Source organism: Clostridium sp. FP2 (assembly GCF_011065955.2).
Classification (GTDB): Bacteria; Bacillota; Clostridia; order Clostridiales; family Clostridiaceae; genus Clostridium_AD; species Clostridium_AD tagluense.
Genome location: NZ_JAAMNI020000001.1, coordinates 4,548,420 through 4,563,588 on the forward strand (window position 1 = coordinate 4,548,420; position 15,169 = coordinate 4,563,588).

General features: G+C 32.6%; 11 protein-coding genes. All 11 read right to left on the reverse strand.

All coding sequences use genetic code 11. From position 1 onward, the window contains the following. Positions 1-92 precede the first annotated feature (92 nt). The 11 genes from G9F71_RS21475 to G9F71_RS21525 all read right to left on the reverse strand — a co-directional run bounded on the left by G9F71_RS21475 (position 93) and on the right by G9F71_RS21525 (position 15,102). The gene (locus G9F71_RS21475) at positions 93-1,517 is read right to left on the reverse strand and encodes a peptidoglycan D,D-transpeptidase FtsI family protein (RefSeq protein WP_164948674.1); all 1,425 of its coding nucleotides are present in this window, start codon (positions 1,515-1,517) and stop codon (positions 93-95) included. Next, entirely contained in the window at positions 1,510-2,754 is a 1,245-nt protein-coding gene (locus G9F71_RS21480) for an FtsW/RodA/SpoVE family cell cycle protein (protein ID WP_164948675.1), read from the reverse strand. The genes G9F71_RS21475 and G9F71_RS21480 overlap by 8 nt, the downstream gene beginning before the upstream one ends. Before the next feature lie 175 nt (positions 2,755-2,929). Next, the gene (locus tag G9F71_RS21485; RefSeq protein WP_164948676.1) at positions 2,930-3,358 is read right to left on the reverse strand and encodes an FHA domain-containing protein; all 429 of its coding nucleotides are present in this window, start codon (positions 3,356-3,358) and stop codon (positions 2,930-2,932) included. Positions 3,359-3,427: 69 nt separating this feature from the next. Further along, positions 3,428-6,250 carry an excinuclease ABC subunit UvrA gene (gene uvrA / locus G9F71_RS21490; protein WP_164948677.1) on the reverse strand — a complete coding sequence of 941 codons (2,823 nt, stop codon included), beginning with the start codon at positions 6,248-6,250 and terminating at the stop codon, positions 3,428-3,430. 73 nt (positions 6,251-6,323) lie between these two features. Continuing rightward, on the reverse strand, positions 6,324-8,309 hold the full coding sequence (gene uvrB, locus G9F71_RS21495) for an excinuclease ABC subunit UvrB (protein WP_164948678.1): 1,986 nt from the start codon (positions 8,307-8,309) through the stop codon (positions 6,324-6,326). Between the two features lie 277 nt (positions 8,310-8,586). Continuing rightward, positions 8,587-9,366 carry a hypothetical protein gene (locus G9F71_RS21500; protein ID WP_224626538.1) on the reverse strand — a complete coding sequence of 260 codons (780 nt, stop codon included), beginning with the start codon at positions 9,364-9,366 and terminating at the stop codon, positions 8,587-8,589. A 339-nt stretch (positions 9,367-9,705) separates the two neighbouring features. Beyond that, a complete protein-coding gene (locus tag G9F71_RS21505) occupies positions 9,706-10,107 on the reverse strand; it encodes a hypothetical protein (protein ID WP_224626539.1) in 402 nt (133 codons plus the stop codon). A gap of 290 nt (positions 10,108-10,397) precedes the next feature. Beyond that, positions 10,398-11,594 carry an SH3 domain-containing protein gene (locus G9F71_RS21510; protein WP_164948679.1) on the reverse strand — a complete coding sequence of 399 codons (1,197 nt, stop codon included), beginning with the start codon at positions 11,592-11,594 and terminating at the stop codon, positions 10,398-10,400. Positions 11,595-11,883: 289 nt separating this feature from the next. Then, positions 11,884-12,333, reverse strand: coding sequence for a hypothetical protein (locus G9F71_RS21515; protein WP_164948680.1), 450 nt, complete (start codon positions 12,331-12,333; stop codon positions 11,884-11,886). A gap of 384 nt (positions 12,334-12,717) precedes the next feature. After that, positions 12,718-13,122 carry a helix-turn-helix domain-containing protein gene (locus G9F71_RS21520; RefSeq protein WP_224626541.1) on the reverse strand — a complete coding sequence of 135 codons (405 nt, stop codon included), beginning with the start codon at positions 13,120-13,122 and terminating at the stop codon, positions 12,718-12,720. Between the two features lie 687 nt (positions 13,123-13,809). Continuing rightward, positions 13,810-15,102 carry a PDZ domain-containing protein gene (locus tag G9F71_RS21525; protein WP_164948682.1) on the reverse strand — a complete coding sequence of 431 codons (1,293 nt, stop codon included), beginning with the start codon at positions 15,100-15,102 and terminating at the stop codon, positions 13,810-13,812. Between the last annotated feature and the right edge of the window lie 67 nt (positions 15,103-15,169).

A 15,169-nucleotide genomic window follows, 5' to 3' on the forward strand; every position in this document is an offset into this window, starting at 1 on the left:
TAATAAAGTATATGAAAATAAAGTCAGATATGGTTCCATATCTGACTTTATAATATTAGTATTCCCAAGTACTAAGGTATAGTTTTTTAATTTTATTGCAAATAAACTTTAATTAATTCTCTAGTTATCTCAGCAGCAACTCCGCCACCTACTCCACCCTCTTCTACAATTACCGCTATGGCAATTTGAGGATTTTCATATGGTGCAAAACCAATAAACCAGGAATGTGGACCCACTTGTTTACTGGAGTCACCTTTATGATCTGCAGTGCCTGTTTTCCCACAAACAGTTATGCCATCCACAGCTGCGTTTTTCCCTGTGCCTTCAGCCACTACATCCTTCATTAAATCTTTCATTATCTTCGCATTTTCCTTTGACATGTTTTCTCCCAATGCTTTAGGCTCTATTTTCTTTAGTGATTTCCCCTTACTACTCAATATCTCTTTAACCAACATTGGCTGCATCATAATGCCATCATTAGCAACAGTGCTTGCAACTAATGCCATTTCCATAGGCGTAGCTAAAACCTCAGCTTGACCTATAGCGCTTTGTGCTATATTACCTTTTTCATTGCTTTTGTAACTTGGAAATTTACTGTTCTCTATTGTTAAGCCTGATGCTGGAATATCCTTATTAAAATAAAATTTTTCGGTAGTATCCTTTAGCGCCTTATTTCCAAGTTCAATACCCAATGACCCAAAAACCACATTACTAGAATGTAAATAAGCAGTTCTAAAATCTATATTTCCAAAAACCTCACCATCATAATTTTTAAGTGATGAACTTTGATTGAAAACTAATGAACCATTATCTTCAAATCTCTTATTGTAAACGCTTGGAATGTTCTCTAAAGCACTTATTGCCGTAATAGTTTTAAATATAGACCCCGGTGGGTATAGCCCAGATACTGCTCTATTAAGCAATGGCATATCCTTATTTGCAACTATTCCTTTCCAATCCTTCTCTAAATTATTAGGGTTATAAGAAGGCATAGACACCATTGCCAGAATTTCCCCAGTTTTGGGGTTCAAAGCCACTATTGAACCACGTTTACCTTGTAAAAGACTAAAAGCTTTTTTTTGAAGCTTAGAATTAAGTGTAGTTCGCAGGCCATTGCCAACCTTTTCTTCTTCCTTTTTATTAAAGTCAAAAAGCTTTGAGGCTACAGTGTCTTCAGACCCCATAAGTTCTGCATCATATTTTTTTTCAAGTCCTGCAAGTCCATATATAGGATTCATATACCCTATAGCATGAGCAAAAACTTCACCCTGCAAATATTCCTGTTTTTGAGACACTTCACTTGTTTTCGTACTTTTAGTTAAGGGGGTCATATCTTTATCGTAAATGGTTCCCCTAAGCACTTTATTTCTTTCTGCCCATAATCTATGATTAAAAGTACTTGCCACTGCCTTTTGACTATTAAACATATAAATATAGGTTATATAGGAGATTAAAGCAACAAAAAGTATTAAAAATACCAACATTACTTTTTTTATATTAATAACAATATCATTCATAACTTTGACCGTCCTCCGAAATTTTTTGAAGTATACCTAACGAAAAGAAAGTTACTATCATAGAACTTCCGCCATAACTAACCAGTGGTAAGGTTATTCCTGTTAATGGTATAGCTCCAACTACACCTCCTACAATAACTAATACCTGAGCTGCTATCATTGTACTATAACCCACTGCCAGTAGTCTTGAAAAATTATCCTTACTGTAAACAGGAACCCTCATGCATCTATAAAATAATAAAAAATATAAGATAAGCATAGCAAGTCCAGTCAGTAGCCCCATTTCCTCACAAATAGCTGCAAATATGAAATCTGAAGTAACTACTGGAACCATTTTGGGATATCCAAGCCCCATACCAGTTCCAAAAAGTCCACCTGATGCTATAGAAATCAAAGATTGCACTACTTGATGTCCTTGATCGTACCCATACTTCCATGGATCTCCCCAAATTAAAACCCTTAGGCGCACATGCCCAAAAAGCTTATAGCTTATAAATCCCCCCACCATGAAGAGTACTAAACATACTAGTACGTATTTAAACTTTGAAGTAGCAATATATAACATTGTTACTGAAATAGCAAAAAACAGAAGTGCTGATCCTAAATCCTTTTGAAGCACCATAAGTCCAAGTGAAATCATAACTACAATTCCAGGCTCAATTAACGCTTTAAGTTTTATAAAATCTGATTTTTGTTTAGTATCATTACCATAATGCTGTAGTGATGCTGCTAAATATGCCACCAGTGACAATTTACCAAATTCTGTTGGTTGAAAACTAAAGCCACCAATAGATATCCAGTTTTTAGCTCCATAAACTTCGTCCCCAAATAAACTTCCTAAGGCCATAAGAATAATCGTGGCTATCAGGTAAAACCATTTATACTTTCCAAAACTAGTTAAACTAGGAAAAAGCACTACTACTAAAATAAATATGGCAATGCCTACGGTATACCATATAAGTTGTTTAAGCGCAGTAGGAGAGTCTAGTCTATATAAAATACCCATGCCTATAACCGCTAAAACATTTGAAAACAGTAAAATATATTTATCTCCGTCGGGGAAAAATCTTCTTATTATAAAATGAGAATAGGCAAAAAGTATACATATTATTACACCCATTATTAAGGCGCCTTTATCAAGTCCGTTTTTACCAATAAAGAACATATTTACAAATAAAACTATACATAAAAGATAGGTATACCTTAGAAGTTTCCGTTCTTCCTTTATACTTTCCATACTATCACCTCTTTAATCATCACCTACGCAGCTGTTCATCACCTTCGGTGCTGAAATTTAACAACTTCAGAAGGAGGTTTTATCACCAACTAAAGTTTTATTTTTATCTGTGGTCGTCATCTCCACATATGTGCTTATGAGTCTCTCCTTCTGAAATGTTGTTAACACTCACAATTTATCCTATAACCTTAAAAATTGAAGTTCCTATTTTAATTTCGTCACCTTTTTTTATAACAACCCTATCCTTCACTTTTTTGTTGTTCATTAATGTACCATTAGTACTACCCAAATCCTGCAGAATATAATCTGTATTTTTTCTATATATCCTTGCATGCTGAGAAGACACGTATTTATCACCTAATATTAAAAGATTATCTGCTTTTCTACCTACGGAAAGTTCATCATTCAGAGGAATAACAGCACCAACTCTTAAGTTAAAGTTTTCTCCTCTTTCTATAACCTCAAGCCCCATAGTTTTCTTTATTACCGGTTTCTTCTTTGCACCACCTTTTATGTCTTTATACATTATTCTCAAAGCAAATATTATTATAAGGTAAATAACCGCTATAATTGCATACTTCATAATCGAGCTTATAATAGTCATAAGTCACTTTCTCCTCTTTAAAAAATAATCCAAGACTAGCATTAAATTAATATGCTAATCTTGAATAAATTATAACATCTTTTTTAAATATTGTCCTGTATATGAATTTACATTTAAAGATATTTCTTTTGGAGTTCCGCTGCACATAATGTAACCGCCCTTATCTCCACCCTCAGGTCCTAAATCTATAATATAGTCTGAGCACTTTATAACATCTAAATTATGCTCTATTACCACTACAGTGTTACCTGCGTCAACTAATCTTTGAAGTATTTTAATAAGTTTGCTAACATCATCAATATGAAGTCCTGTAGTAGGCTCATCTAAAATATAAAAAGTCTTACCTGTACTTCTCTTAGATAACTCTGAGGCCAGTTTAATTCTTTGAGCCTCACCACCAGATAATTGAGTGGAAGGCTGACCTAGTCTAATGTAACCTAGTCCAACATCTATCAGTGTTTTAAATTTACTATGTATTCTTGGAATATTTTCAAAGAATTTTACAGCTTCCTCCACAGTCATATTTAAAATTTCATCAATATTCTTTCCTTTATACTTAACCTCTAAGGTTTCTCTATTGTATCTTTTGCCCTTACAAACCTCACAAGGCACATAAACATCAGATAAAAATTGCATTTCTATTTTAATTATCCCATCACCCCTGCAAGCTTCACATCTTCCACCCTTTACATTAAAACTAAATCTACCTGGCTTATAACCTCGCACCTTGGATTCTGAGCTCATGGAGAAAACCTCGCGAATTATGTCAAAGACACCTGTGTAAGTAGCTGGATTGGATCTTGGAGTACGTCCAATAGGACCCTGGTCTATGTCTATAATTTTATCTATATTCTCTACACCTAAAATATCTTTATGAAGTCCTGCATTCTTTTTAGAATTATTTAGCTTCTTGTTAAGACCTTTATATAGGATTTCATTTACTAAAGTACTCTTTCCGGATCCGGAAACACCCGTTACACATGTAAATACACCCACTGGAAACTCCACACTAACATTCTTAAGGTTATTTTGCTTCGCATTAATTATTTTTATGCATGAACCATTAGACTCTCTTGTTTTATCTGGAGCCTCAATCTTCTTTTTACCACTTAAATATTGCCCTGTAATTGACTCTTCGCAGTTCTTTATGTCGTCTATTGTTCCTGCCGCCACAATTTCTCCACCATGTTCTCCAGCTCCTGGTCCAATATCTACAATATAATCTGCTGCCATCATGGTGTCCTCATCATGTTCTACAACTACTAGCGTATTCCCTAAATCTCTTAGCTGTTTTAATGTCTTAATAAGTTTTTCATTATCCCTTTGATGAAGTCCAATACTAGGTTCATCTAAAATATATAAAACTCCCATGAGGCTTGAACCTATCTGAGTAGCTAGTCTTATTCTCTGTGCTTCTCCACCAGACAAGGTACCTGCAGATCTTGTTAAATTTAGATAATCAAGTCCCACATTCTTAAGAAAACTAAGTCTATTATTTATTTCTTTAAAAATTTGGCTAGCTATCATCTTATTTTTTTCTGACAATTCAATTTCACCTAAAAATTTCACTTCATCTACAATGGACATATTGCAAAATTCATATATATTCTTTTCACCCACAGTTACAGCTAATGCCTCTGGACTCAGCCTTGCACCATTGCACTTAGGGCATGCATTATCCCCCATATATTGTTCAACTTCTCTTTTTATATAATCAGAAGAGGTTTCAAAATATCGCCTTTTTAAATTGTTTATAATACCTTCATAAATATGATTAAAGGTACCTGTCCTATACTCCTTAACATATTCTACCTTTATTCGTTCTCCATTAGTTCCATATAATAGTATTTTAAGGATTTCCGGATCATATTCTTCTATAGGCGTATCTAAACTAAACTTATATTTTTCACTTAGTGCCTTTAATACTGCAAAAGTCCAAGAATCCTCCTTAAGGCTACCTTCTCCAAAGGACAAAATAGCTCCACCCAAAATACTCTTACTTTTATCGGGCATAATTAAATCCTCATCAATTTCCATAAGGGTACCAAGTCCATCGCAAGTATCACACTTACCAAAAGGAGAGTTAAAAGAAAACATCCTAGGTGCTAGTTCCCCTAGACTTATACCACAATCCGGGCAAGCAAAATGTTCACTGAAAAGCATGTCTTCTCCATCTACGACACTAGCAATAGCTGTTCCCTCTGCTAATTTTAAAGCACTTTCTAAGGATTCAGAAAGCCTACCACGAATTTCCTCTTTTACAGAAATTCTATCAATGACTATCTCTATACTATGCTTTTTAGTCTTTGTAAGCTTTATCTCCTCTTCCATAAGTTCTACTATATTGCCATCTATTCTAGCTCGAACAAAGCCATTCTTTTTAATATTCTCTAATATCTTAACATGCTCACCCTTTTTCCCCCTTATTATGGGCGATAGAATTAAAAGCTTGGTTTTTAGTGGCATATCCATTATTCTATCCACCATCTGATCTACAGTCTGCTGAGAAATCTCCTTGCGGCATTTAGGACAATGAGGCGTTCCAACTTTAGCATAAAGCAATCTCAAATAATCATAAATTTCAGTTACAGTACCCACTGTAGAACGTGGATTTCTATTAGTTGTTTTCTGATCTATAGAAATCGCAGGAGATAGTCCCTCTATGTATTCAACATCAGGCTTATCCATATTACCTAAGAACTGCCTTGCGTAAGCTGACAGCGACTCTACATACCTTCTCTGCCCTTCTGCATATAATGTATCAAAAGCCAGCGAAGACTTACCAGATCCCGAAAGTCCAGTAAAAACTACAAATTTATCTCGTGGAATCTCTAAATCTACATTTTTTAAATTATTAACCTTAGCACCCTTTATAAAAATCTTATCCCTCATAATTTCACTCCTTATATTTCCCCTAAATTCAGAAATTGATAATTGAAAATTGAAAGTTAATAATTTTCAATTCTCAAATATTCTTAATTTGTTTTTTAAGTTTGTAAATTATATCGCGAAGCTGTGCTGCCCTTTCAAATTGTAAATCCTTAGCTGCCTGCTTCATTTCACTCTCATACCTGTCCATTAACTTTTTAGTTTCATCGTAATTTGCTTCCATAGCAGCTTCAAGGGTTTCATATACCGCTTCTTCCTCCGCCACTGTAACAGCTCCGATTACTTCTCTAATATCTTTAATAATAGTAGTTGGTGTAATATCATGTTCTTGATTATAATCCATCTGAAGTTTTCTACGTCTATTAGTTTCATCTATAGCCTTTTTCATAGACTTTGTGATTCTGTCCGCATACATTATTACTTTACTCTCTGAATTTCTTGCAGCTCTTCCTATAGTTTGAATTAATGAAGTTTCAGAACGCAAAAATCCTTCCTTATCTGCATCCAGGATTGCCACAAGAGCTACTTCTGGAATATCTAAGCCTTCTCTTAAAAGATTTATACCTACTAGTACATCAAATGTACCTAGTCTAAGATCTTGAATAATTTTCATTCTTTCTATAGTATCAATATCAGAATGTAGGTAGGTAATTTTCATATCCATTTCTCTAAAGTATTTAGTCAAATCTTCTGACATCTTTTTTGTAAGTGTTGTAACTAAAACTCTAAATCCTTTTTTTATTGTGTCCTGAATCTTAGCATATAAATCATCTATTTGGCCTTTGACAGGTCTAATAGCTATTTCAGGGTCTAATAGTCCTGTGGGTCTTATCACTTGCTCTGCAGTATTCTCGCTATGCTCTGCTTCATAGACGTTTGGAGTTGCACTTACAAAAACTGTCTGATTCATAGTACCCTCAAACTCTTCAAATGTTAGAGGCCTATTATCATAGGCAGAAGGAAGTCTAAACCCATACTCAATCAAATTAGTCTTTCTTGATTTATCTCCTCCAAACATAGCCCTAACCTGGGGTAGGGTTACATGACTTTCATCTATAAACATTAAAAAATCCTTTGGGAAATAGTGCATCAAGGTTTGGGGGGCTGTTCCGGAAGGCCTCCCATCTAAAATTCTAGAATAGTTCTCTATGCCACTACAGTAGCCGACCTCTCTTATCATTTCAATATCAAAGTTAGTTCTTTGCTTAAGTCTTTGTGCCTCTAGTAATTTATCCTGTGATATAAGCACCTTTAATCTGTTCTCTAATTCTTCTTCTATTTGTTCTATAGCAGGCTCTAGTTTTTCCTTTGAAGTAGCAAAATGAGAAGCTGGAAATATAGATACATGCTTTCTTGCTCCAATAATTTCTCCTGTTAGCGAATCAAATGATCTGATTTTATCTATTTCATCACCAAAAAACTCTACCCTAATTCCTTCACTGCTGGATGAAGCAGGAAATATATCAACAGTGTCCCCTCTTACTCTAAAGGTTCCCCGAATAAAATTAATGTCGTTTCTCTCATATTGTATATCTACTAATTGTCTTAATACTTCATTTCTATCCTTTTCCATGCCTTCCCGAAGTGAAACTGTAAGTTTTTTGTATTCTTCAGGATTTCCAAGTCCATATATACATGAAACTGAAGCCACCACAATAACATCATTACGCTCGAGTAACGCGGATGTAGCTGAATGTCTTAATTTATCAATATCATCATTTATAGATGAATCTTTTTCTATAAAAGTATCCGTTTGTGCAATATAAGCCTCAGGCTGATAATAATCATAGTAGGACACAAAATACTCCACACAATTGTCAGGAAAAAACTCTCTAAACTCTGAGCAAAGCTGTGCCGCTAAAACTTTATTATGAGCAAGCACCAAAGTAGGCTTTTGAACTCTTTGAATAATATTAGCCATGGTAAAAGTCTTACCTGAACCGGTTACCCCTTTAAGAGTTTGAAATTTTTTACCTTCCTCAACACCGCGCACAAGACTCTCAATAGCCTGTGGTTGATCTCCAGTAGGTTTAAACTTCGAATGTAATTTAAATTCATTCATAAAAATCACCGCCTTTTATTCCGCTTAATTCGATAACAACTATTAATTGCTATCATCTATCTGAACATTTGTTCGTCTACTCTATTTTAACTATAAGTATTTAGTATGTCAATATCTCCTACAACTAATTCACTAATAAGTACTCTAAATAGTAAGTGTGAAATTTTTCCGAAGTGACTTGCAAAAAAATTAAAAAAGCTTGCCCCATCATAACTGACAAGACAAGTAAATATAAAGTCGAATTACTATTTTCATAACTATGCCCTATAAGCACCTCTTATTTAGATTTTTTTAATATTAAGGATTCTTTTTTTCCATTCCATTCTATTTTTACTATCATATCTCTATCAGTAGATTTAGGAAATCCTGTGGGTAGTATAAGCTTGCCCGTATGAACCATGGTATTATCCATTGAGAATTCGCCCTCTTCTCCTTCACTCCTCGTATCTATTGAGTATTTTACAGCCTTTACCAAGTTAACTTCTTTCCCAGTGTACTTAAATGTATAATAAGTGTCATGTGAGTTCTCATTACCATCAATTTTATAACCTACATGCCAATTATCACTAGTGCCTTCATAATTAATTACTACATCTTCAACGCCTAAACACAAATTATTTGAAAGCCTAGAAAGTGCATCGCAACTATTTTTATCATTAGGATTATCGCCTATATATGTTAAATATTTATATATAGCTACTCGCTTTTCAGTAACAGCTTTCCATCTACTATTAGTTGTGTTAATTTCTGTTATACAGCAATAAAGCTCATTAATCGCACTAGTTAATTCATTGTGTTTTCCATTCTTACCATATGAAGTTAAATCTACTATAGATAAAGCTGTATATAAGTTAGATGCTGCTAATCTATAATAATAATTTTTTTCATCATCCTTCATTATAGTATAGTCCCGTGCAAAACAAAATTGGGACTGGGATAATGTGTATTTAAATAATTCATTTGCAGTTTTTTCTCGCCGCTTTAAACTAAAAAAACTATAAGTTCCAAACAGCAAACTAATTATTATCGCTAATATTAATAGATTTTGTTTTTTCATTAGAATTCCACCTTTGCATACCTTATCGTCTTACCTTCGCCAGGTACTTAAACTATTATAATTTTATTGGTTTTAAATCTATTCCCAGTGTTCTCATAAATAGCTACTACAATTGCTTAAATAAAAGGTGTTACATCTGCAAATACGCATATACTATATTATAACATTAAATCCAGTTAATTATATATAGTTTAATTCGCCTAATATATTCTAAAGATGCCCCCTTATTTGGAGAAAGCATTTCAGCAATATATACTTGACCTTATAGCATAATCTAAGAAAAAAAGACTTGCCTCCTCAGTCTAAACTGAGGAGACAAGTCTTTTTGCTTTATTTCAATTAAGCTTTTTCTACTTCTTGCTCGATTTCTATGTTTTCTGCATTAACAACATTTTCTTCAATAATATTATCGTCAACCTCAACTTTAGTTAGTAGCATTAAGCAATTTGAAACTTTTTTATTGACTATACCCACACCTAATATTAGAAATGCGATGCCACCATATATACCAATTGGTTCAAATATTCCTGGTAACAATTGCGATGTCAATAATGCTTTTCTTACACTAGCAATATCATATCCCTGGGTTACAGCTTGGCTAACCGTACTTTTAAATAAGAGGATATTATTAACTAATAATGCAACACCAATCAGTGCCACAACTGAAGCTACAAGATACATAACAATCGAGATAGAAGCTCCCTTTGATTTTTTAGATACATTTTTTTCTTTACTTTCCATAATAGCTTTTCCCCGTTTCTGCCCTTCAAGGCTATATTATAATTTCAATTTAATATTAAACCCATATTATTTTTTAAATAACATCTTCGTCTATTCATTAATACTAGTAGATAATTGTTGCATTAAGGTGTCAATAATGTTAACAATCTATAACCATTGAATCAAATCTTATATAAAAAAAAATAGGAACCTAAGTCCCTATTCCTTAAATATTATATACTTTTTAGTTTAAAATTAAACAATTAGTAATTGTTATGTACCCATAATAATAGTAATGATATAAATTTTACTTATTCTATTATTCTTTTACCTATTACAAAGTTATCTGCGTAATACCCGGTTAATTCAGATATTTTTACAACATCACCAGGTTTAGGACAATGTATAAATTTATTATCTCCAATATATATCCCAACATGAGATACTTCAGAAGGTACAGCTGAATTAGTTAGAAAAAAGACTAAGTCTCCCTTTTCAAGATTGTTTATATTAACAGATGCACCTATATTTACCTGGTCCATAGTCGTTCTAGGCAGATTTATCCCAAAGTTTTTATAACTATACTGCACAAATCCTGAACAATCGAATCCACCACTTAAATATTCCCCAGTAGCGTTGACTTTTGCTGGTGCTTCGCCACCCCAAACATAAGGTGTTCCCAAAAATGTATTTGAATATGACACTAAGTCATTTCCAGTTGTTTTTGTGTTATATTGTTGTCCATCTTCAACATATTCAGCTTTATTTGATGTAGTATCAACAAGACTTACATAGGATTTATATATATATCCCCATTCACCATCATACTTAATTTTATAGAACTCGCCTTGAGTTCCATATATATCTACTTTTTCCTTAGGATACTTTTTACCCATAACAATAACATCACTATCCAATGAAGCTGTTTTTCTTACGCTCAAAAAATCAGAGGCTGTAATAGTTCCAACACCTGTAGCTTTTGTTACAGGTGTTGGTGTAACACTGCTTGTACTATTTTCATTTACAATTTTTACATATAATTCACTTATATAGCTTGTTTTACCAGAGTAAGTTATTTTATAAAAACCGTTTGTATTTTCATATATTGTAACTTTACTTCCAATCTTAATAGATCCTATCACAGGATAGGTTGTCCCAGCTCCAGACCTTACATTTAAAGCATTTGCTGTTATAACTCCATATTTTTCTATGTAAGCTGGTTTTACACTCACTACACTTTTGGGAGGAGAAATATTTTTTACTATGTTTACGTATGATGTATGTGCGTATCCAATTTTCCCATTATAACTTATCTTATAAAAATCACCCTGTTTTCCAAGGGTATCTATCTTTGTATTCTTTGAAAGAAAACCTATAATGGAAGAAGAAAGTGAGGGATTTTGCCTAACACGTAATGAGTCTGTATTCACTACTCCACTATCAGCAGATGCAATTTGAGAACTCACCATTGTCAATATCATAACTATAAGCGCTATTCTTTTTTTCATTTATTTACCTTCTCTCTATATTCTAAAATTCAATTCGAGTATATAGTATACCTTAAATTACTTATGATTTTGGTTTTATATTTCGACATAATATAATTTACTAAATATTAAAATGTATTCACCCTCCCATTTATTTTGAATACTATTAAAACTTACATTAAAAATACTAGTTAAAATATGATGAAGTAATATTTAATATTATAGCACTGATATGCTATAAATTTGTTGTTTTCAGAAATTTATGATTCTTATCATAGATAAACCTAACATATATAAAATATACTAGCAATTATTCTTTACTATAGACTTTACTTACTTTTAATTTAAAGTCTAAAATTTTTGACAATGCATCTATGTCTCCTCTAAATGGGTAACATAATAGTCTATTTTCATTTTCAAAAATCATAAAAAATGCTGGCTCATTTTCAGGTATTATTATATAAACCTCTTTTACAAGTGCATTTATATATTTTCCTTGTACCTTAACAGAGGGATAAAGTGGAATTCTAATAGCATAACCATCATCTGTAAGAGGGTTGCTTTTACCATAGATATTATCCACATTTTTTATCCAACTTACAACCATATTTTGAATTTCTCTATTAACTTGAATTACTTTTACGACCTTATCTTGCTTTGGGTCAAAAATTTCTGCACATCTAAATTCTTCAGCACTAATTACTATTGAATGCATGATCATAATAAATAAAAATATAATAACTGGTGTTTTTTTAATCATAAATATCACCTCTTTATTAATATTCCCATAATGAATTATAGTTATGTCCCAATACACTTTGAATTTATGTATAGTTAAATTCTAACTATACCAATCGCCATTCATATTAACCAATTCATAAAGACCCCTCTTTATTTAATTATATATCATATCAATGTAATTATTCAAATTTTTAACAGTATTTTTTTACAATTTTATTTAGAGAATTCCCTGGAAAATGCCTGGACAACTTACATGTTTCCAGCAAAATTACCACTACCATACACACTCTGATAGCGTCTAAAAGAATTTTGGGCCCGGTCTATTGCAAAAAAAAATTGACTATGTAATTTTACAGTCAATTTTAGCAGTATTCCCTTAACGCTCTAGGATACATTTATATCTTTAGATTTTCCCTTTTACTTCTTTGATTCCTTTAATAATATAAGTAACGCCAACTGGCAAAAAAACACCTACCATTGACCAAATATAATTATCTGTAATAAATCCAATGGCCATTCCTACAATCATACCACCAACCATTAGCGACGACTCACCATCATCTTCTTCTCTTTCAACATCTTCATTGTAAACACATAATGTGTTTTTGTCCTTTACTAGGTCATCTATGGTTATTTTAAATAAATCACTTAATATTATCAATTTATTTATTTCTGGATACGTTTGTCCAGATTCCCATTTTGATACTGACTGACGAGATACATTTAATAATTCTGCAAGTTGTTCTTGTGACAATGCTTTTTCTTTTCTCAACCTTTGTAATTTTTCCGAAAAACTCAACTTGATCACCCCACCTAAATAATACCTAAACTTCGGTTGTCAAGCTATCAATTTTCATTTGCTTTTTTGTCAACTTACGGTTGCAATCACTGTAGAAACCTAAAAGTAACTATTTGTTTTATATAAATTATAATCATAAAGGTGAAATCATGAGGCTACCGCCTGAAAGAATTTCAGACTTATTCATTTTCTATATAATACTTTAATTATTATATAGAAAATTCACAGCCTATCGGCTAAAAGATTTTGGGACTGCTCCGTTGCAAAAGAATATGCAACACAGCCATATATTATGTCCCCCAAGGTTTTACCCCCAAATCTACAAAAAAAAGAAAGAATGAACTTTCTCTGGAGTGACTTGCAATACGAGACCCTGAAACTATTGAAATTCCATTTAGAAATTCTTCTTTTGCAAATATAAAATTCTCGTGAGCCTGCCAGGACGCATTTCTTTTAGGTATTTTTTCTTAGATTATGCTAACAAAAGTATATATTGCGCAGAATGCATTTGAATAAGCCTTAGTAATTCAAAATTTATTTTATTTACAGATGCGTGAAGAAAAACATATGTTTGAGCGTAAGCGAGTTTATGTTTTTTAGCAACTGTAAATAAAATAAATTTTAGAATTACTTGGCGAAGTGAAAGCATTTTAGCAATATATACTTGACCTTATAGCATAATCTAAGAAAAACCTTTTATTTTTTATCTATGTCTTTCATTTTGTCCAGCACATCTTTAAAGCTTTCATCATCCATCTTTACCACAGAGTTATCTTTTGGTAGCTCCCTTGGTACAATCACTATTCCTAGTCTTTTGTTCCCAGCTACATTGGTATAACTCATATCTTTTAATTCTCCAGATGGTTTTTTGATTTTTAAAAATAATGAACTAAAATTACCTTTAACTATATGTAAAATTTCTTCTTCAGCCTCTATTTTTTTATCATTAATTTGGACTATTAAATCGCCACTTTGAATTCCCATTTCAAAAGCAGGGGATTTAGGGGCTACCTCTAGCACCATAATTCCCTCATCGCCACTAACAAATTTAGGTTTTAAAGTGAGCTCCAAATGCTTTTCTAATTGCAACATTGCTTCATGCAGTGCAGCTGCAAATATTAAAATAAAAATTTGAACAGCTACACCAAATACCGCTAATTGAGATATGGCTGTTAAGAGCACGCCATATCCCATTATTAATGCTCCTGAAAAGAGAGTTTTCTTGCCCTTGCTCTTAGTAAAGGTAATGCTACTATAACCAATAACACCATAAAGAGCAATAGAAGCTATAATTGACTTTTCCAAGATTTTACTCGCTATAGCCCCTCTTATTGCAGGCATCCACTGTGGAGTCATTAAGCTCTGTCCTGCCACCAGGTCTGAGGTCTGAGAACTTAAAAGTATAAGTATAGAGATTGGTAATGCCCAATATCTTTTTAAGGCAAATCCACCAATAATTTTATTATCTCTATTTGTAAAAACAGGAATGGCTCCTCTTGATCCATCTATCATTACTAAACTTCCCTCTACAATATGTAATACACCCACCAAGGTCATTAATGTAAGAATATCTACGTTTATAAAATCCAATTTTGGCATATGTAGCATGATAGCTGCATATTTAAACACTAGGCTGGTTATACCTAAAACTGCACCAGAATAAGAAAAACATATAAATCTAGGCTTAAATGCCATAAAAAACAATGACAACATAAACAATAAATAAATATTTGAATTCTCATCAAAAACTAGGCCTAAAAATGTAAACAGAAGACTTGCTAGAGCCCCTGCAATAATTCCTATTACAATTTGTGATATAGTTAACTCAAAAGGTGAATCTAAACTCTCTCCCATTATCATTCTCTGCATAACCGATATTTTCTTATTTTTATTATAAAAAATTAATCCAATCATTATTAAGATAAACGCATTTGAAGGATCTACAATTGCATAAGCAACTGCTCTTAAAGTATGTATTGCAATGTCCATTCAGTAAAATTCTCCTTTCATATTGCTATGAAAAACTATATATTCCCCATATCACCCATGTAAATGC